General features: G+C 49.3%; 12 protein-coding genes. 7 read left to right on the top strand and 5 right to left on the bottom strand.

Annotation, left to right across the window (positions count from 1 at the left end):
* The first annotated feature begins 137 nt into the window (after nucleotides 1–137).
* Together LTAR_RS02810 and LTAR_RS02805 are read left to right on the top strand one after the other, a co-directional pair.
* On the top strand, nucleotides 138–1,109 hold the full coding sequence (locus LTAR_RS02810) for an aldo/keto reductase (protein ID WP_062420653.1): 972 nt from the start codon (nucleotides 138–140) through the stop codon (nucleotides 1,107–1,109).
* A gap of 20 nt (nucleotides 1,110–1,129) precedes the next feature.
* Entirely contained in the window at nucleotides 1,130–2,662 is a 1,533-nt protein-coding gene (locus LTAR_RS02805) for an FGGY-family carbohydrate kinase (protein WP_062420652.1), read from the top strand.
* A 63-nt stretch (nucleotides 2,663–2,725) separates the two neighbouring features.
* On the opposite strand, the gene LTAR_RS02800 is transcribed toward LTAR_RS02805, so the two are convergent.
* Complete coding sequence (locus tag LTAR_RS02800; RefSeq protein WP_062531843.1) at nucleotides 2,726–4,483, bottom strand: S8 family peptidase; 1,758 nt, start codon at nucleotides 4,481–4,483, stop codon at nucleotides 2,726–2,728.
* 77 nt (nucleotides 4,484–4,560) lie between these two features.
* Between LTAR_RS02800 and amrS the strand changes: the two genes are divergently transcribed.
* The 5 genes from amrS (at nucleotide 4,561) to LTAR_RS02775 (ending at nucleotide 11,936) form a co-directional block, all read left to right on the top strand.
* Nucleotides 4,561–5,679 (top strand): AmmeMemoRadiSam system radical SAM enzyme, encoded by a 1,119-nt coding sequence (amrS, locus tag LTAR_RS02795; RefSeq protein WP_236686564.1) that lies wholly within the window; start codon nucleotides 4,561–4,563, stop codon nucleotides 5,677–5,679.
* 210 nt (nucleotides 5,680–5,889) lie between these two features.
* On the top strand, nucleotides 5,890–6,669 hold the full coding sequence (locus tag LTAR_RS02790) for an inositol monophosphatase family protein (RefSeq protein ID WP_062420650.1): 780 nt from the start codon (nucleotides 5,890–5,892) through the stop codon (nucleotides 6,667–6,669).
* A 9-nt stretch (nucleotides 6,670–6,678) separates the two neighbouring features.
* The gene (locus LTAR_RS02785) at nucleotides 6,679–7,779 is read left to right on the top strand and encodes a site-specific DNA-methyltransferase (protein WP_062420649.1); all 1,101 of its coding nucleotides are present in this window, start codon (nucleotides 6,679–6,681) and stop codon (nucleotides 7,777–7,779) included.
* Nucleotides 7,772–9,550, top strand: a complete 1,779-nt coding sequence (locus tag LTAR_RS02780) for a M3 family oligoendopeptidase (RefSeq protein WP_062420648.1) — start codon at nucleotides 7,772–7,774, stop codon at nucleotides 9,548–9,550. Before LTAR_RS02785 ends, LTAR_RS02780 begins: the two co-directional genes overlap by 8 nt.
* A gap of 139 nt (nucleotides 9,551–9,689) precedes the next feature.
* Complete coding sequence (locus LTAR_RS02775; protein WP_062420647.1) at nucleotides 9,690–11,936, top strand: WD40 repeat domain-containing protein; 2,247 nt, start codon at nucleotides 9,690–9,692, stop codon at nucleotides 11,934–11,936.
* Nucleotides 11,937–12,218: 282 nt separating this feature from the next.
* On the opposite strand, the gene LTAR_RS02770 is transcribed toward LTAR_RS02775, so the two are convergent.
* The 4 genes from LTAR_RS02770 to LTAR_RS02755 all read right to left on the bottom strand — a co-directional run bounded on the left by LTAR_RS02770 (nucleotide 12,219) and on the right by LTAR_RS02755 (nucleotide 18,543).
* Nucleotides 12,219–14,318 carry an LVIVD repeat-containing protein gene (locus LTAR_RS02770; RefSeq protein ID WP_062420646.1) on the bottom strand — a complete coding sequence of 700 codons (2,100 nt, stop codon included), beginning with the start codon at nucleotides 14,316–14,318 and terminating at the stop codon, nucleotides 12,219–12,221.
* Between the two features lie 235 nt (nucleotides 14,319–14,553).
* Nucleotides 14,554–15,618, bottom strand: coding sequence for a hypothetical protein (locus tag LTAR_RS02765; RefSeq protein WP_062420645.1), 1,065 nt, complete (start codon nucleotides 15,616–15,618; stop codon nucleotides 14,554–14,556).
* A 167-nt stretch (nucleotides 15,619–15,785) separates the two neighbouring features.
* Nucleotides 15,786–16,880, bottom strand: a complete 1,095-nt coding sequence (locus tag LTAR_RS02760; protein ID WP_062420644.1) for a hypothetical protein — start codon at nucleotides 16,878–16,880, stop codon at nucleotides 15,786–15,788.
* Between the two features lie 403 nt (nucleotides 16,881–17,283).
* Nucleotides 17,284–18,543 carry a hypothetical protein gene (locus LTAR_RS02755; RefSeq protein ID WP_062420643.1) on the bottom strand — a complete coding sequence of 420 codons (1,260 nt, stop codon included), beginning with the start codon at nucleotides 18,541–18,543 and terminating at the stop codon, nucleotides 17,284–17,286.
* Nucleotides 18,544–18,604: the final 61 nt, after the last annotated feature.

The raw sequence follows: 18,604 nt of genomic DNA, 5'->3' as shown, positions 1-18,604 counted from the left end.
AAACTTCATCTATAATCATCTATGAATTGCTTTTTGTTTCTTTGATTCTTTGACTCTGTTCAAACAAACAAATACTATAATAAGCACATTCAATCTCACTCAAACTTCTTTCCCATTTTCTTCTGGAGGATTTTTGGATGAAGTACCGGCGACTTGGGTATACTGACCTGCAGCTTTCCGAAGTAGGTATAGGCACCTGGATCATTGGCGGAGCTCGTTGGGAATGGGGTTGGGGGGTCACTGACGACGAAGAATCGATCCGTACGATTCATGCTGCCTTTGACCAGGGAGTCAATTGGATTGATACAGCCGCCTGTTATGGATTGGGGCATGCCGAAGAGGTGGTAGCCCGCACCATCAAAGACCGCCGCAGCAAGGTGATTATTGCGACAAAATGTGGACGCGGATGGAATGAGGAAACTGGCGAAGTGTTTGGGCGGTTAAAAAGCTGGAGCATCCGTAAGGAATGTGAAGATAGTCTGCGCCGCCTGCAAACCGATGTGATTGACCTCTGGCAAATCCACTGGCCTGACCCGGAACCTGATATTGAAGAAGCCTGGGGAGAAATGACCCGGCTGGTTCAGGAGGGTAAAGTGCGCTACCTGGGTGTATCCAATTTCTCTGTTGCCCAATTGAAACGCCTCCAGTCCATTCATCCGGTGGCTTCTAATCAACCGCCTTACAGCATGCTGCGCCGCGATATCGAAGCAGAATTGCTTCCATATTGCGCGGCGAACAAAATCGGTGTCGTGGTATACAGCCCCATTGAATCAGGGATGCTGGCTGGAAAGTTTAATAAAGATTATCTCAACACTCTGCCAGCCAATGATTGGCGCCGCACCAAATCATCCCTTTTCCAGGAACCGGAGTTCAGCATCAATGTGGAGTTTGTGGATAAATTGCGGCCGATTGCTGATAGAAAAGGCTGCAACCTGTCGCAATTGGCTATTGCCTGGGTTTTGCGCAGATCTGAAGTGACGGCTGCCATTGCCGGAGCACGCCGGGCAGAACAAATCAAAGAAACAACCATCATTCCCCGCCTTACACCGGATGAGATCAAGGAAATCGATGGGTATTTATTGGAACGCGATTCCAAATTAAAACAGTAATTTTTTCAGGAGATGACGTCATGTCAAAAGGATATTTACTCGGTATAGATATTGGCACATACGAATCCAAAGGTGTCCTTACGGATATGGAAGGGAAAGTTGTATCCGTACAGGTTTGTCCCCACACCATCATCATTCCCCGCCAGGGGCTGGCTGAACACGACCCGGAAAAAGTGTGGTGGGGTGATTTTTGCACACTTACCCATAAACTGATCGAAGTGACCGGCATCAAACCAAGCGAAATTCTGGGCGTTGGCGCCAGTGCCATTGGCGCCTGTGTTCTTCCGGTTGATAAAGACGCCAATCCGTTGCGCAACGGTATCCTCTACGGCGTAGATACCCGTGCCTATGCAGAAATTAACGAATTGAATGACCGCATCGGCAAAGAAAAAATCTTCAACTTCAGCGGTATGGACCTTTCCGCCCAGTCAGCCGGACCGAAAATCCTCTGGCTTAAGAAGAATGAGCCGGAAGTTTACAAGAAAGCCTATAAATTCCTTACCGCCTCCAGTTTCCTGGTTGCCCGCCTTACCGGAAATTTCCGTATTGACCACATGACGGCCGGTTTCACCATGCCGCTCTATGATCTGAAAAAGAACTGCTACAGCGATGAATTGACAAAAGACATCTGCGAAATTGGCCGCCTGCCTGAACCCGGTTGGTGCCCGGATATCGCCGGTAAAGTCACCAAGAAGGCCGCCGCTGAAACCGGCCTGGCCGAAGGCACTCCGGTGATTGTCGGCGCTGTGGATGCCGTTTCAGAAGCCGTGTCTGTCGGTGTGACCAACCCCGGTCAGGTCATGATGATGTATGGTTCCACCATCATCGTCCTGCTTGTGCTGGATAAACCCGTCACCGATACGCAGCTTTGGTGCAATCCGTATATCCTTCCCGGCACCTACTGCTCCATTGCCGGCATGGCCACCAGCGGTTCCCTGACCCGTTGGTTCCGCGATCAGGTCGGTAAAGACCTAGTGGCAGCAGAAACAGCCGGCGGCGCCAACGCGTACGGCGAACTGGTCAAAGAAGCCCAGGCTATCCCGGCCGGTGCAGAAGGTCTGCTCGTTCTGCCGTATTTCAGCGGCGAACGCACTCCCATCAATGACCCGCGCGCCCGCGGTATGTATTTCGGTCTCACTCTGGCTCATTCCCGCGGACATATGTTCCGGGCGGCGGTCGAGGGGATTGGCCACAGTGTGCGCCATAACTTTGACTTTATGCGCGGTCTCAATGCCAAGATCACCGAGGTTGTGGCGGTCGGCGGCGGCACAAAGAATCCCATCTGGCTGCAAGCGACCAGCGATATCTGCAAGATCGCCCAGCAGGTACCGGCGGTCACCTTTGGCGCCTCTTATGGTGATGCCTTTATGGCCGGTCTCGGTGTGGGTGCCTTCAAATCAGCCCAGGATGTAAAAAGCTGGATGAAAGACATCCGCACAGTTGAACCGAACACATCTACCTACGAGATGTACGATAAATATCACACCATTTACAAAGAACTCTACAAACGCAACTCCGACCTGATGCACGAAGTCTACGATATGGTTGGATAGGTTATAGGTTTATTCAATGATGTGAACGGGACGGTTCTTCAAATGAACCGTCCCGTTTTATTTTTATCCATTATTAAGAATGATGGTTGGTACAAACGTGGGTGTGATTGTCGGGGTCATGGTGGGGGTGAACGTAGGATATATCACCTGCGACGGCTGCTCATCTGCCGGTTCTTCCCTATGCGGCGGGAACAATATGTTAAACAGGTACTTAAGCGCGTTCTTTACCTGGATCAGTCCGGAACCAAAATACTGGTCCCACCCGGTTGTGCCCAGGTCTTTTGACGTACTCTTCATGGTCTTTTCTATTTGATCAGACTTCAGTGGAGAAATCCCCCGGAGCAGAGATGCCAGTCCGGTAACATGGGCTGCCGCCATAGAAGTCCCGGATTTATAAACAGGGCCGATCAAACCGGAGGAAAGCACATCCTTTCCGGGCGCCACCAGGTCCAATTCTGAACCGTAATTAGATTTTACCCAGCGGTTTTCATCATCATCCACGGCACCAACAGCAATCACATGCGGTAGGTTTGCCGGGAAGGTGACAGCTGAATTCGTGTTGCCACTGGCCGCCACAACGGTCACACCATGCTGGTAGGCATATTCCACAGCAGAAGCTACCTCAGCGGAGTATCCGTCAAAACCCAGGCTCAGGTTGATGATTTGCGCGCCGTGATCCACGGCATAAATGATTCCTTTGGATACATTCAATGCTGATCCGGTGCCAGAGTTATTTAGCACCTTGATGGGCATGATCTTCGCAGCCCAATCCAGACCGGCCAACTGGTATGAATTATTACCGGTAGCGGCCACAATTCCGGCCACATGGGTGCCATGACCGTTATCATCCATGGCAGTATCATCGTCGTTGACAAAATCATATCCCTGAACAATCCGGCCGGCAAAATCCGGATTGGTCAAATCAATCCCGGTATCTATAATAGCAACAATGACTTTCGCAGAGCCGGTGAAATATTGCCAGCCTCCCGGAGCGTTAATAGTCAACATGTTGGTTTGCGATGGGAAGGCTGGATCGTTGGGGGTGACGTCAAATGCTGTGGCGGTGTAAACCGGTTCAGCATAACGTATGCCTGCCAGCGATTGGATTAATGCAGCCGATTCCGCTTCCTTGCCGACGGGGACATCCACCAGTAAAGCACCGGTTGTTTTGTCCAATTCACCCACTTTAAATCCCAATTCGGCCAGCAGATTGGTCAGGGTTGAAAGTCCGGTTCCATCTTTCAATTGCAGCAATACTTTTCCGCTTTCCCATTGAGTAGAGGATGTGATCTCTTCTTCTGTTGCTTTGGTTTCATCGGAAATGGATGAAGCCAACACCTGCTCTGTCGGCAATTCGGTTGAAGGCGTTATTGTATCTGTGTCTGATGGTTGCACCGTAGATTGGGGAACTGCTGTATCATCTGCATGTTCAATAGATAACGTTGGATCGATTTCTGAATCTGTTGCAACCCGAGTCTCTTCGGGAGTGTTTTCCGGTTCAGAAGGTTGTGACTCGGGTTCGGGCGTTGATTCCGGCTGGGGGGCTACCGCAGTCCCATCATTCGATTCAACCAGCGGGGTTTCAACAGAAGGATATGTCGCAGGTGGATTGACCGGTTCAACCGAAACTGCTTCCCCGGTTTCTTTTACAGTAGTATCTGTAACCGGTTCTGGCGGCGGCGATTCCTCTGCCGGCGCAGATGGTGTGTCATCCAGCAGACGCGCACTTTGTGCAACCAGCGTGGAATTAAATGGTGCAACGACCAATCCGAAGGCCACGCCGGCCGCTATTAACGTCTGCCAGATCAAATGATTTCTCATAATGTATTTACTTTAAGTTTATTATCGGCATTCGTCAAGCGAATATGTTGTTGACAATTCTGATAGCTATAATAAATATGATGACTGCTTTTGTAGAGACTCTCGATAGACTGACAAAACCCGCCGTTCTGGTTGAACCAGGAGACGGGGGAAGTGTCTATTGCCTGGCCTGTGCCAACCACTGTCATATCCGGCCGGGGCAGCGTGGAATCTGCCAGGTTCGCTTCAACCAGGACGGAACCCTCATGGCTCCCTGGGGATATGTCGCCGGGGCTCAGATTGACCCGATTGAAAAGAAACCGTTCAACCATGTACTGCCGGGAAGCCATGCCCTGACATTCGGTATGCTGGGATGTGATTTCCATTGCAGTTTTTGCCAGAACTGGCTTTCAAGCCAGGTGCTTCGAGATGACCGGGCTACCCGGTCAGTTAATACCATCGAACAGGTAAATCCTGAAGAACTGGTAGCTTATGCCGTTCGCAACGGAGCACAGATCATTGCCTCTTCCTATAATGAACCGCTGATCACAACCGAATGGGCTGTCGATGTTTTCAAGCTGGCTGTCAAGGCTGGGTTGAAGTGCGTGTTCATTTCTAACGGCAATGCCACTATTCAATCGCTTGAATTATTAAAACCGTACCTGTCTGCGTATAAGATAGACTTGAAATCAATGCAAGAAAAGAACTACCGAGAGCTGGGCGGGAAACTTCAGAATATTTTAGACACCATACAGAAAGCACATGACATGGGTTTCTGGGTGGAGGTCGTCACACTGGTGATTCCCGGATACAACGACTCAAATGAAGAATTGTGGGAAGCCGCCCGCTTTCTTACTTCTGTCTCTGCCGATATACCCTGGCATGTCACAGCTTTCCACCCGGATTACCGGATGTTGGACCGCGAGCCGACATCGGTGGATGCGCTCACTCGTGCAGCCGAAATCGGGCAGGAAGCCGGCCTGCATTATGTATATGCCGGAAATCTCCCGGGGCGGGTCAAATCGCTGGAAGATACCTTTTGTCCGTTTTGCAGCACCCGGTTGATCCAACGCCGGGGATATACAATTGGTGAATATACGATTACTGCCCAGGGAACCTGCCCGAAATGCGGAAAAAAGCAGCCCGGTATATGGACAGATGATCCGAAAACTGTCAACCTGGGGGGAATGGGATACCCGAGAAGGTTGAGTTTTTGATCTTTTTTAGATGCAATAAAATCTAATAATCATTCTGCCACTTTCGATTCCTTGATCACATTCTGTTCCTTTTATGGATTCAGAAAGATCATTACACACCAACTGACAGACCGATACTTTTTCGATGCCTTGCGGCATCCCTTCAGGGCGACTACAATCAACAGAACAACCTGAAACAAAATTATTATTGATAGAAAGTAATTGTGTGATATGTCTCCAACCATTGAAGAACTGAAAACCATGGCCTTGAAATCCGGCGAAATCCTGCGCGCCGGATACGGAAAAGTCCATCAAATCGAAATGAAAGGTCTCACGGACCCGGTAACCGAGGTTGATAAACTCTCTGAGGAATATCTCGTTTCCACGATCCAATCCCATTATCCTGACCATGCCATTGTGGCAGAAGAGTCCGGTCTACATAAAGGAACCAACGGCTCGTGCTGGTATATCGATCCGCTTGATGGTACCGTCAATTTCTCTCACGGTATTCCGATCTTTTGTGTATCCATTGCGTATGCTGAAAACGATGATATAAAACTGGCTGCCGTGTACGATCCACTCCGTGATGAATTGTTCAGCGCAGAAAAGGGGAAGGGCGCCTGGCTGAATGACCGGCCAATGAAAGTAGCCGGATCCACAGAACTGATCCGCAGCCTCAGTGTAACCGGCTTTCCTTACGACCAGAAGTCACCTGAGATGCAGCGCGGGTTGGAGCTGTACAAACGATTCAGCCTGAATGCTCAGGCCTGCCGACGGCTGGGTTCTGCCGCTTTGGATCTGTGTTATGTGGCGGCTGGCCGAATGGACATCTATTTTGAAATCCAGTTGCGGCCGTACGATATTGCCGCCGGAATTCTCACCGTGTTGGAAGCCGGGGGTGTGGTCACCAAATTTGACGGCGCCACCGATTACCTGACCAAACCCATCAGTATCATTGCCACCAACAAACACCTGTATCCCCAGGTGAAAAATTTGATTCAGGAAGGTTAACCCACCTGCATGCCTGCCGACCTGCCACTTGACCAGATTTTGGAAGGCGATTGCATCGAACTTCTGGCCAGTCTGCCGGCAGAATCGGTTGACCTGATTTTTGCTGATCCACCGTATAACCTGCAACTGCAGAACGAACTCCGCCGACCGGATAACTCGCTGGTTGATGCCGTAAATGCACATTGGGATCGATTCACCAGCTTCAGCGAATATGACGCTTTCACCCGCGCCTGGCTGTCTGCCTGTCGGCGCGTCTTAAAACCAGAGGGAACCCTGTGGGTGATTGGCAGTTACCATAATATTTACCGGGTCGGCGCCATCCTGCAAGACCTGGATTTCTGGATTCTGAATGATGTGGTATGGATCAAGTCAAACCCCATGCCAAATTTCAGGGGAGTGCGGTTCACCAACGCGCATGAAACCCTTTTGTGGGCACAAAAAGAACGCGGAGCACGTTACACCTTCAACCACCAGACCATGCGCTCCATAAACGATGACCTGCAGATGCGCAGTGATTGGTATCTTCCCCTGTGCGTCGGCCGGGAACGATTGCGGTCTAATGGCGTAAAACTTCATCCTACCCAGAAACCCGCTGCCCTTCTTTACCGCATTCTGGCCGCCAGCACCCGTCCCGGTGACGTGGTACTCGACCCGTTTTTCGGCACCGGCACAACCGGTGAAGCCGCCATCCGGCTTGGCCGGCATTGGATCGGCATCGAAAAAGAACCGGTCTACATTGAGGCAGCCCGTAAACGGTTAAGTTGTGTTCACCCGGATTCGGATGGGATATCCAGTTCTGAGAAACCAGACCTTCGACAGAGAATTCGTCTGCCCTTTGGCACCCTGCTAGAATATGGATACCTGCATCCCGGTGATATTCTCTATCTTGGACCTGATTCAGCCATACAGGCAGTCATTACCCCTCAGGGTAAACTGGCTGTAGATGGACTGATCGGATCCATTCACAAAGTAGCCAGTCAACTTCAAGACCGGCAGGCCAATGGATGGACAGATTGGTATTATTACGATGCCAGTGACCATCAGCGCCATCCTATTGATAAACTGCGTCAGCAAATCTTATCCTCTCAGGAGACTGAATCTGATGAGTAAAACCCAAACGTATACACAAAAAGCCTGGTCTTTAAATGATCTGCTTCCGACTGGTTCTAAAGAAGAGTTGGATGAGCTGTTTGCATCACTGGAAAAAATGGCGGCAGATTTCGAAACTACCCGTCCACTCCTGAAAGCCTCCATTTCAGATGAAGCCTTCTTGAATCTGGTGGCACAGCAGGAAGAAATGACCAATAAAGCCAACGTACTCTTCAGTTATGCCAACCTCTTATTTGCCGCCGATACACAGGATCAGAATGCCCTGGCTTTACTGGCACGCATTCAGCAATTTATGGCGGAACTGACCAACCGTACCATGTTCTTCAGTCTGTGGTGGAAAGATCTGGATGACACCCATGCCGAGAAACTGATGGCTTGTGCTGGTGATAACCGGTACTGGCTTGAAGAGATGCGTCATTTCAAGAAATATACCCTCACCGAACCAGAAGAAAAGATAATTAACCTTAAAGATGTAACCGGTTCAAATGCATTAAATACTCTCTACGACACCATCACCAACCGTTATACCTTTGATCTGACGGTGAATGGTGAAACCAAAACCATGACACGCGGAGAACTTGCCGTCTATATGCGCGAAGCCGATCCCGACATCCGCCGGCAGGCTTACCAGGAACTATACCGGGTGTACGGGCAAGATGCCCCGATCCTGGGTCTCATCTACCAGAATCTTGTGCGTGATTGGCACAATGAGCAGCTTGGCCTGCGGAAATTCGTCAGTCCGATTGCCGTCCGGAATCTGGCCAATGATATACCGGATGAAGCGGTGGAAACCCTGCTGGCAGCCGCTGAGAAAAACGCCGTTATTTTCCAACGGTATTTCAAATTGAAAGCCCGCTGGCTTGGCATCCAGAAATTGCGCCGGTATGACGTGTATGCCCCTGTGGCTAAATCTGATAAAAAATACTCCTTTGATCAGGCCGTCCATCTGGTGATGGATGCGTACAGCGCCTTTAACCCGAAAATCGCCGAACTGGCGGAGCGTGTTCTGGCGGAAGATCATCTGGATAGCGAAGTTCGCCGGGGAAAACAGGGAGGCGCCTTCTGCCTGACGGCACTTCCAAAGTTGACTCCCTGGGTGCTGCAAAGTTTCCAGGGCAAAGCAGAAGATGTGGCAACCCTGGCCCACGAACTGGGCCATGCCGTCCATTCGATGCTGGCATCCAAACACAGTATTTTGACCTTCCATGCCTGCCTGCCGCTGGCTGAAACCGCCAGTACTTTTGGTGAAATGCTGCTGGTTGACCACCTGTTGAAAAATGAAACCAATGAATCTGTACGCCGCGATCTGCTTTTCCGGCAGGTGGATGATGCCTACGCCACCATTCTGCGTCAGGCTTACTTTGCCATTTTCGAAAAAGAAGCCCATGAAATGATCTCTGCCGGTGCGTCAGTGGATGAACTCTGCACCGGATACCTGGCCAATCTGAAAACGCAATTCGGTGATTCTGTGGAAGTCAGCGATGAATTCAAATATGAATGGGTATCCATTCCGCATATCTACAACGTGCCCTTCTATGTGTATGCCTACAGTTTCGGGCAGCTGCTGGTATTATCATTCTATCAGCAATATAGAAAAGAAGGGGAAGCCTTCAAACCGCGTTACTTGAAAATCCTTGAGACTGGCGGTTCGCAATCACCAGACCAGATCCTCAAGACAGCCGGTATTGACATGCGCCAGGCATCCTTCTGGCAGGGTGGCTTCGACGTGATCGATGGGCTGGTTTCTGAACTGGAAAAACTTCCCGCCTAGTTCTTTTGATGGGGAAGGTGCACAACACAATACACCTTCCCCATTTTCACGATCAGCCATGAGGGGGATTTGCAATCCTTTTTCCTCTTTCATGTAAAATTCAATCCATCCATACTACATAAAAATGGGATTACCTATAATGACCCCTGGAAAAATGGCGCCGAAACATAGAAGATTTCCACTTTTTTTTCATCTTTTGCTACTTCCCGTCCTGATTGCCTCCTGCACTGGCAGCCCCCAACAGCCAACTCCTGCGCCCGTTACAGGGTTTACGAATACTCCCATTCAGGCAACCCCGCCGGTCTCTACGGAAACACCGGCTCCTACACCCACACCAACGTTATCCCTTCCAGTCGGTATCGGTACACCTATTCCGGAAACCTCCCTAAAAATCGGGGATACAACCAGGGGATATCCCGTAGAACTGGCACGCTGGGGTAAGGGGACGATTTATCAGATGCAAATTACTCCGGATAACCGGTATATCGTTCTGGGAATGACCTCCGGCGTTTACCTGTACGATCTGGCAACCATGCAGGAAGCGGCGTATTTTAATGACAAAAACCTTGCCGGAAAGTACCTGGATATTTCTCCCGATGGCCGTTATCTGGCTGCCGCGCCCTCTGACCGGGGCGGAAACGTGTATGACCTTTCCACAAAAAAGTATCTGTTTTCCTTGAATGACTTCAATACTCCCCCCAATGACTATGATTACGGCAAACCCCATTTTGCCTTTACGCCTGATGGCAAATACCTGGCCTGCATTTTAATAGATTCTTACACCATTCAATACTTTTCCCTGCCAGATGGAAATCCAGCCGGCAATATCAATCCACCCTCAGGAGATCCAACCGTCAGCCTTGTATTTTCAGGAGACGGTTCAACTGTATCCATCATTTCGAGGGATCAGTTGATGCAATACGATACAACAAGTAAAGAAAACACCTTTAATTCCACCTATGATGACCTCAATGGATATACCGTTTCAAAAGACCATTCCATCATTGCCTTAAATGAATTGAACAAAATTGAATTCATAGACATTAAGACGGGAAAGTCGAAATTCACCATCCCGGCTCAGATTGAATTGAACCCTCCGGTTAACAAGAGACCGCTCTACCGCCAGGTGGAAATAAGCCCGGATAATAATTTTGCCGCAGTGATTACCAATAATTGGCAGGTTTGCCCGTTGGTTCTGAAAACGCGCAGCAGTCTTCCCTGCCTTCCCTATGAAAATTACTACGTTTATTTTTCCATTCAATTCAGTCCAGACAGCCGATGGCTGGTTACAACATCCTTTTCAGGTATAAGCTGGTGGGACACATCCACATGGAAGATGGTCCATAACATTCCCCGCGCTTCCAGTGTCGCCAAAAAAGCCTATTTCTCACCGGATGGAAGTACTTTTCTATCTTTTCAACATACTGATAATATCGGCGAACCGTCGATCAACAAGTATTCCATCCTGAACCAGACAGAAAATTCCGCTTTTTTTGTTGATCCCAATCCTGTTGGGTCGATCCTCATTAAAGATACCTATAATTATCCAAACAACCTCATACTGGCAGATACCCGCAGTCCGTTTTTTTCTGAAAGTGCCCGGAATGTTTCGTCCTCTCTATTGATTTCCGGAAACAATTCCTATCTCAGTTGGATCCGGCCGGATAATGGCAAACAGGTGGCTTTGTCCATTCTCCCGTTTACCGGATCCCATGCCATTGAAGCCTCCTCACCTGATACAAGAAAGGTGGGTTTGGCTTTTGGTGAAACTGAACAGCTAAATATCCTGGCGGCCAATGTTGAAGATCTATCTGCAAATGGCGCAGCCGGTTCTTCAATCAATTTTAAGAACATGGTTTTAAACGATCAATCAGGTTTTCCGTGCAGTTCATTATCCATCAGTAATACCGGTCTGGCTGCCTGTTCGATAAAATCAAATGGTTCCACCTGGATTGAATTCTGGTCAATTGATACAGGAAAAAATACTGGCACCATTGTCGATGATAGTGACATGATCGCTCTTTCACCCGATGGCACACGAATAGCCTCTCTCGATATCAGTCAATATCTTTTAAGAGTAGACGATATCACAAATCCATCAGATATATCAGAGATAAAGAAAATTGAAATTAAACCCTGGTACATCAATGTCTATTCTCCTGAAATCACCGTCATGGTGTTTTCTCCGGATGGTAATTCTCTGGTTCTTGGACATGACAACGGGGATATCCAGTATGTGGATATTTCGACCGGCGAAAAAGGACTGCTGCTCCAGGGCCACGTGGATGAAATCACCGGTCTGGTTTTTTCACCGGATGGAAAGGTACTCTATTCCTCCAGCTACGACGGCACCATCCGAGTCTGGGGAATGAAACCCAAGAATTGACCTCTATTTTGAATTAAATAACCGACACCCGGGATTTCCTTCCGGGTGTCGGTTTAATTTGTGTTGCTGTGAGAAAACAGATCAGGCTGCGGTCGTTTTCCCTGCTTTCTTCTTCTTTCGTTTTTCTTTATCTTTCGGACTTTTATCTCCCATAGCTGCCTCTTCTTTCTTCATGGTTGAATAGAAATGGATGAACGGGTGAGGTGATCCTGAATAACGAAATCAAATAACGTTATCACAATTTTTAAAGAGAGACAAGTCTATCGGAAGAATTTTGTTTCATCATTTTTCCGGTTTGAACCGGTAGATATACATTCCCTGGAATGTGGTGACCACATACACCATATCCTTTTCCACCGCCAGATCCCAGGCTTGCAGGTTGCCGGTTGTTCCGGCAAAGCCTGGTTTTTCTGGAGAAGAAATATCGTAAACCGTTGTTCCTCCCAGGAACAGGTATGAACCATCCTTGTAAATATCCGTCATGCCCACCTGCACCGGAATCAGGCCGGATTGACGGGGATCATCCGGTCTGGAAATATCAAAGGTCAATACACCGCTCATGGGTACACTGATATACAACCAATCTCCGTCCAGATATATACCGGACGGAGACAGGTGTTTAATTTGCGGCAGCGGAATAGACTTCACCTCCACCGGTTTTTGCGGATTCTTCAAATCAAAAACCCGGAGTGACAGGGGTTCCGGTTGATCATGGTCATCCACCGCTCCATCCAGGGCATACAAATATCCCTTTCCCATTGCCAGATGCCAGCGTTCGTTGGCCACGTCAACAAACTGGAGTGCCGACGGGCGGGCAGGGTTGGAAATATCCACCACCCAGAGCCCTTTCCCCGGGTAGAAAGCATCGTCTAATCCCCAACCGGAGAGGTAAGCCAGATCACCATTCAAGACAATGTCGAATGCACCATCTGAAACAGTTTCATCATAGACCGCTCCCACCTGAATCGGTTTGGCCGGGTCGGTTACATCAACCACATGAAATGGATAGTTGCCGTCAGAAATATAGGCATACTTCCCGCGGACTTCCAATCCAGTGGGATATGGCAGATACAGATTTTTGCGTTCGTCGTCATACGCCAGTTCTCTGGGATGTTCCGGTTCAGAAATATCGACGATTCGGAAACCACTGTTCCGCCCGGTGACATAGGCTGTTTGCCCTTCCACCCGGATATTGCCCAGCACATCCGGAAGGGGTGTCATGTAATACCCCAACCGTGAAGGGCTTGCCGGCTGACGGATATCTGCCACGGTCAATCCGTACGCTGGATCGGTGATTAGAAGTCTATCTCCTTCCACATACAATCCACGCTCACCGTGTTCTTTAACCGTCAACTCCCATCCGCCGACTGTCGTGGGTAAAAGTCCTTCTTCCTGTGGATGCGAGGGATCAGAAATACTGATGATATGAATGCCATCCATATCATCGGCCAGATATACCCGGTTTCCATCCACCACCAGACCGGATGAAGTTTGTGTATCCAACCGTCCGGCAATGACTGGCACTTCGGGATCTGTCAGATCGAGGATGACCAGCCCATCCTGCCCGGCTGCCAGGCATAAATACTTTCCACAAACACGTACACTTTCGATGTAACCACCGCTATGCCCACTTTCCGGTAACGCTGAAAAAGGCAGACTTCCCACTTTCTTCGGTGCCTTCACAGACTGAACATCATAGATTTCAAGTTCATTGACCGATGTATTTACCATGTAAATACGTCGGTCAATCAGTGCCAGCGAAAACGAAGCCCCTTCGGGCTTCTCCGCTTCAAATACTATAGAGGGTTTGGCCGCCTGGGCAATATCTACAATCACCAATCCAGACGGATTACATGCCAGATAGGCGGTTGTCCCTTCAATGGTGATTGCGTCACATCCGGGGAGGTTTGGGGTTACAGCTCCTGCCGGTTTGATGACATTCGGCTGGCTGATGTCCAACACGTGCAACCCGCCGTACAGGGCAACCGCGTAGAGGGTATTACCATTCAGTGCCAACCCCATCACCAGGCCAGGAAGAACCGGGCTTTCGGCCATCAGGCGGGGTGATGCCGGATTGGAAATATCCAGCGCCACCACTCGCGGTCCTTGGCCAAGGTACACCGTGTCACCCCGGGCTGCCACTGCCACCGAGCTTCCACCCAGCTGGCCGATAAATTCAAAACCTTGCGGCTCTATCCCGCCAATATTGATCCGGCTGCCCGTCTGTCCAAACAATCGGGTGATCCCTTCTATCAGGGGAATCGATGCACCTTGATTTTCAGAAGGTCTGGCGGAAGAAGGGGCGGAAAGAAATTGACATGCCAGTATAGACAGGCACAGGATGCTGCCAATGAAGAAAATCTGGTTGGTTCGAACTTGCATACGACACCTCCCAAGAACTTTCTCTATTCATTTTTAACAGAACCATTTCCCCCGGTATAAAGATCACCTGTATTTATCATATTGTGACGCTAATAAAAATACAACACCCCTCTTTCGAGGGAATTTGATTCAAGAATCCTCGCCATAGAAAATCGGGTGATCTGTAGAGATGAAAACATCCAGCCGGCAGGTATCGTGATTGAAAAGATACCTGCCGGATACTTTCGTATTTATATCAACATGGTGTGCAAATTGTTATCTTATCGCTTACTTTAACACAGGTCGGCACGCAGTTTGATGATGATCCCTTCGATGGAGATGGATCATAATTTGGACACAGGCCGGGCATATATCCGGTCGGCATAAAGCCAGAAGGTATACGGCAGGTATTATCCACACCCCAAAGGGCTTTCAGAGGATAATTCTTTGCATCTTCTTTTAATGGATATCCGGCCTGTTCAAAAGTGAAATGATCATTGAATTCAAACAACGACCCGTCAGGCAGCGCCGCATCTGACCAGGGAAGCCAGATGAACTTCCCTTTTTCCCCGCCAGTCAGTGTATTTTTAAAGGCTATTTCTGCCACTGCCGGATCAACTTTCGATAGACGCGACCAGGCCAGATCAGGGTCATCACCCTTTCCCTCATCGAATACTACTTCGTAATATCCACGTCCTTCGGAAAGGCTGGAATCCGGTTTGACCACATTAATCCCGCCAACATTCAAGTCTGGATTGGTTAAAACCTTCACCGATTCTGTTGACCATTCAGTACTCTTCGGTATTCCGGTGATGATAAGAATATTCCCGCGGTTATCAAGATCTGTATCAATTTCAATCATGAAATACGTATCAGCGCTCGGGTTGCTGGAAAAAGAGGTATTGACTTTGTATAAAATGTACACCCAAAGGGGATCCTCACGGCTGAGCTGTACAGAAACCAGATCGGTCAGAGGTAGGTAGTTCATGTCAGTGTCAAACGGGCGTTCATATTTTCCATTTTTAAAATCATCACCCCCAAACGCCTGCTTCTGTGGAGCCGTCCGGTCATCCACCTGATCGTGAACAGTTTGCAGAATTTTCCCAATGGGAGACCCCGGTATGTCTTTATGTACAATTTGTGGAATGGCTGTTTGGGTTGGTTCCGGTGGAATTTCTGTCGGAGTATTCTCAATAGTCGGTTTTACCACGGTGGCAGTGACGATTGGTGCAGAAGCGGCTTCAACGTTAACCCCTGAAGGGATATTACATCCGGATAATAAAAGAACAATGACCGCTACAAGTGCGCCTGATCTTCTCATTCTTCCTCCTGATAAATCTTTAGAACTCCTCACCTGATTTTTTATCCATACCGTCACAGCAAACACTGTGACGTAAAACAATCAGAAAGTTCTAAGACCCTTGTTTGTATTGGAGTTACATCTTCGGCGAGGTTCGTTGATTCATGAACCTCGCCGAATGAATATTCTTATTTACAACCGCAAACCATTGCTACGGTGCCCCAGCACGTCCAATGGCAGTTGGGACCACCTGAACGGCCTTTTGACGGTGGTGGGTCGTAATTGGGACACAGACCGGGCATGGTGCCGTTGGGGGTAAACCCTGAAGGAATCCGGCAGGTATTATCCACTCCCCAGATCGCTTTGAGTGGATAATTTTTCATGTCGTCTTTTACCGGATATCCAGCCTGCTCGAAGGTGAAATGATCGTTGAAATCGAACAGTGACCAATCCAGCATGCCAATATCGGTCCACGGCAGCCAGATGAATTTACCCTTCTCCCCGCCTGTTAGCGTGTTCTTAAAGGCAACCAGAACGATTGACGGATCTGTCTCGGATAATCTTGACATGGCCAGATCTGGATCATCCCCCTTGCCATTGTTGAAGAGTTCTTCATAATACCCGCGGCCTTCAGTAAGGTTGGGATCCGGTCTCACTACCAGGGTGCCTCCCACGTTGATGTCTGGATTCGAGAGGACCATTACGGAGTCGGTAGACCATTCTGTGCTTTTCGGCAGGCCTGAAACTACCAGGATATCACCGCGGCTATCCAGATCTTTATCAATTTCCACGAGGAAATGTAAATTTTGTGCCTTTTCGTCTGTCAGCGGGCCGTTTACCTTGAAAGTGACGTAAATCCAGAGAGGATCAGCCCGGTTGAGCTGAATCGTCACAAGATCAGCAAACGGCATGTAGTTCATGTCAGTGTCAAACGGACGTTCATATTTCCCATTTTTGAAATCATCGCCCCCAAACGCCTGTTTTTGGGGAGCTGTTTTATCATCGACCTGGTCATGCACCGTTTGGTTAATATTCCCCAACGGTGAACCCGGCCACATCACATGGACTATTTCTGGTACTGCGGTCTCTGTTGGATCTGGAGGCTTCTCTGTGGGCGGAATTTCCGTCGGTGTATTTTCAATGGTAGGTTCGGGAGGGATAGTTGGCTGAATTTGAACGCTGATTGGAGTGGATGCGGCTTCTGATTCTTGATTACCAGATGGTGAATTGCAACCTGACAACAAAAACAACACTACCAGAATAAGAGTGCCTGTTTTTTTCATACGTTCCTCCGTACAAGAAAGGCCTCTATTCTCAATAGGTTACATCATCACTATAAAGTATCCGGTGGTTAATTACAATTGCTGTTTTTTACGAGTTTTTTACGGTAAAAATTAGTCAACCAGACCCAAATTTGATGTACATATAAAATTCCCTGTTATCCAATTGTCTTCGGCTGGGTAGAAGCATCCGGACGGAGCCTTTGCCTGTCAACCGAATCAAGTCCCCGGATGCTTCCACCGCAGGCATTACCCCGGAATTCACATTTTCAAATTAATAACTTTCATTCCATGTCCCGGGCGAAGCAGGCGGAGACGAAAATGCGATATCCCCATAGACTCATACCGCCTGCTTCACCCCTGCATAGGGTTTGGAAATAATACGTTGTTTTCGATTTATCTGGCCTTACCGCACAATCCGCGGTGAGACAATCTTCCATGTGGCCGCTTTATTGGTCGTTTTGACGAGGGAAACCGCCTTGTCGATCCGTGCAATCGCCCACCCATGCTGCGGATCAACAAATGAGAATTGCCCATCCCAATTGACCACCTTCAAATAAATCCATTTCATTCCATCATCGCTGCTCTGGAAGGAATCACGGCCGAGCAGATAAATATGTTTGGCATCAAAATACACCAGCTGGGCCGAGTCTGCCCTGGCTTTGACCGGTAGTTTCCCAAACAACCAGGTCTTGCCGTCGTTCTTGGTCATATAGAAATAGCCCTCATAAGCCTGGTGGGGGGTGACATTATCGTAACAGCCCACCAGCATGCGATATGACTCGGAAGAAAGCGCCACCGGCTGAAAGGTTTCGCAATAGGCATATCGGTTGAACAACTCGAGGTCATCCGGTGGTGCTGGAAGCTGACGTTTTGCCCAGGTGACACCGCCATCCAGGGTGATCTCGTAAACCGGCGGCAATCCGTCAAAAGGTTCTACCGATTCCTGGGTGCGCAGACCGAAACCGGGGTCGGAAAATGCCATACCTGTGTAGTTATCGCTGACGTCTGAAGGCAGGTAATCCCATGTCAGGCCGCCGTCTGAGCTGCGATACAGCCGGTGGTCATAGTTTGACCCGACATCCTCAAAAACCCCGCGGATCATGAGCCAGATGTTTTTCGCATCCAGCACAGTGAATTCTGCCCAGTATTTGTCTCCGAAAACCTGATGATTCAACGGCTGACCGGGCGTCCAGGTCAGACCACCGTCGGTGGTGTGCCAGACCACGGCCTCAGACTTGATCTGTCCATTGAAGGCGTAGATGATCCAGGCGGTTTTGGCATCCAGAAAAGCACCATACGTGTTGACGGTGGCCCCATCGGGGATGGGTTCGGGCGGCGAGGCTTCCCGCCAGGTCAGCCCGGCATTGACGGTGGTCAACACGGTCTGACCGGTGATCGCCCAGCCTTCATCACGGCCGGTCATTTTGATGTAATCCAGCACAATGTCTGTATAGGGTTTAAACCGAGGAGCCGCAGCCGGCTGGGCTGCCGGTGCAGGCGGCGCCGCTTCTTCACCCGGCGGGAGGATTGTCGGAACGGGGGTCGGGGCGGCATCCTGCGCCTTCACGGGCGACGCCGCTGGCGCCATAAAGAACCCGCAGGCGATAAATATCAATAGAAGGAAACTGAATATCCGGAATGGTAATCGGCGCGAGAGTGACATGCATCCACCTTCTTTCTACATGTCCCATTATAGCCGGGTGTGAGCAGGTGTATGAAAGGTT

Origin of the sequence: Leptolinea tardivitalis (assembly GCF_001050275.1) — a bacterium.
GTDB lineage: Bacteria > Chloroflexota > Anaerolineae > Anaerolineales > Anaerolineaceae > Leptolinea > Leptolinea tardivitalis.
The sequence above is the reverse complement of the archived record's forward strand: the minus strand, read 5'-3'. Positions and strand labels throughout refer to the sequence as shown.

Bases quoted from the DNA above. Each gene is read 5' to 3' on its own strand.
- LTAR_RS02810 (WP_062420653.1), top strand. From the start codon at position 138: ATGAAGTACCGGCGACTTGGGTATACTGACCTGCAGCTTTCCGAAGTA.
- LTAR_RS02755 (WP_062420643.1), bottom strand. From the start codon at position 18,543: ATGTCACTCTCGCGCCGATTACCATTCCGGATATTCAGTTTCCTTCTA.
- LTAR_RS02785 (WP_062420649.1), top strand. From the start codon at position 6,679: ATGCCTGCCGACCTGCCACTTGACCAGATTTTGGAAGGCGATTGCATC.
- amrS (WP_236686564.1), top strand. From the start codon at position 4,561: ATGATGACTGCTTTTGTAGAGACTCTCGATAGACTGACAAAACCCGCC.
- LTAR_RS02780 (WP_062420648.1), top strand. From the start codon at position 7,772: ATGAGTAAAACCCAAACGTATACACAAAAAGCCTGGTCTTTAAATGAT.
- LTAR_RS02775 (WP_062420647.1), top strand. From the start codon at position 9,690: ATGACCCCTGGAAAAATGGCGCCGAAACATAGAAGATTTCCACTTTTT.
- LTAR_RS02765 (WP_062420645.1), bottom strand. From the start codon at position 15,618: ATGAGAAGATCAGGCGCACTTGTAGCGGTCATTGTTCTTTTATTATCC.
- LTAR_RS02760 (WP_062420644.1), bottom strand. From the start codon at position 16,880: ATGAAAAAAACAGGCACTCTTATTCTGGTAGTGTTGTTTTTGTTGTCA.
- LTAR_RS02800 (WP_062531843.1), bottom strand. From the start codon at position 4,483: ATGAGAAATCATTTGATCTGGCAGACGTTAATAGCGGCCGGCGTGGCC.
- LTAR_RS02805 (WP_062420652.1), top strand. From the start codon at position 1,130: ATGTCAAAAGGATATTTACTCGGTATAGATATTGGCACATACGAATCC.
- LTAR_RS02770 (WP_062420646.1), bottom strand. From the start codon at position 14,318: ATGCAAGTTCGAACCAACCAGATTTTCTTCATTGGCAGCATCCTGTGC.
- LTAR_RS02790 (WP_062420650.1), top strand. From the start codon at position 5,890: ATGTCTCCAACCATTGAAGAACTGAAAACCATGGCCTTGAAATCCGGC.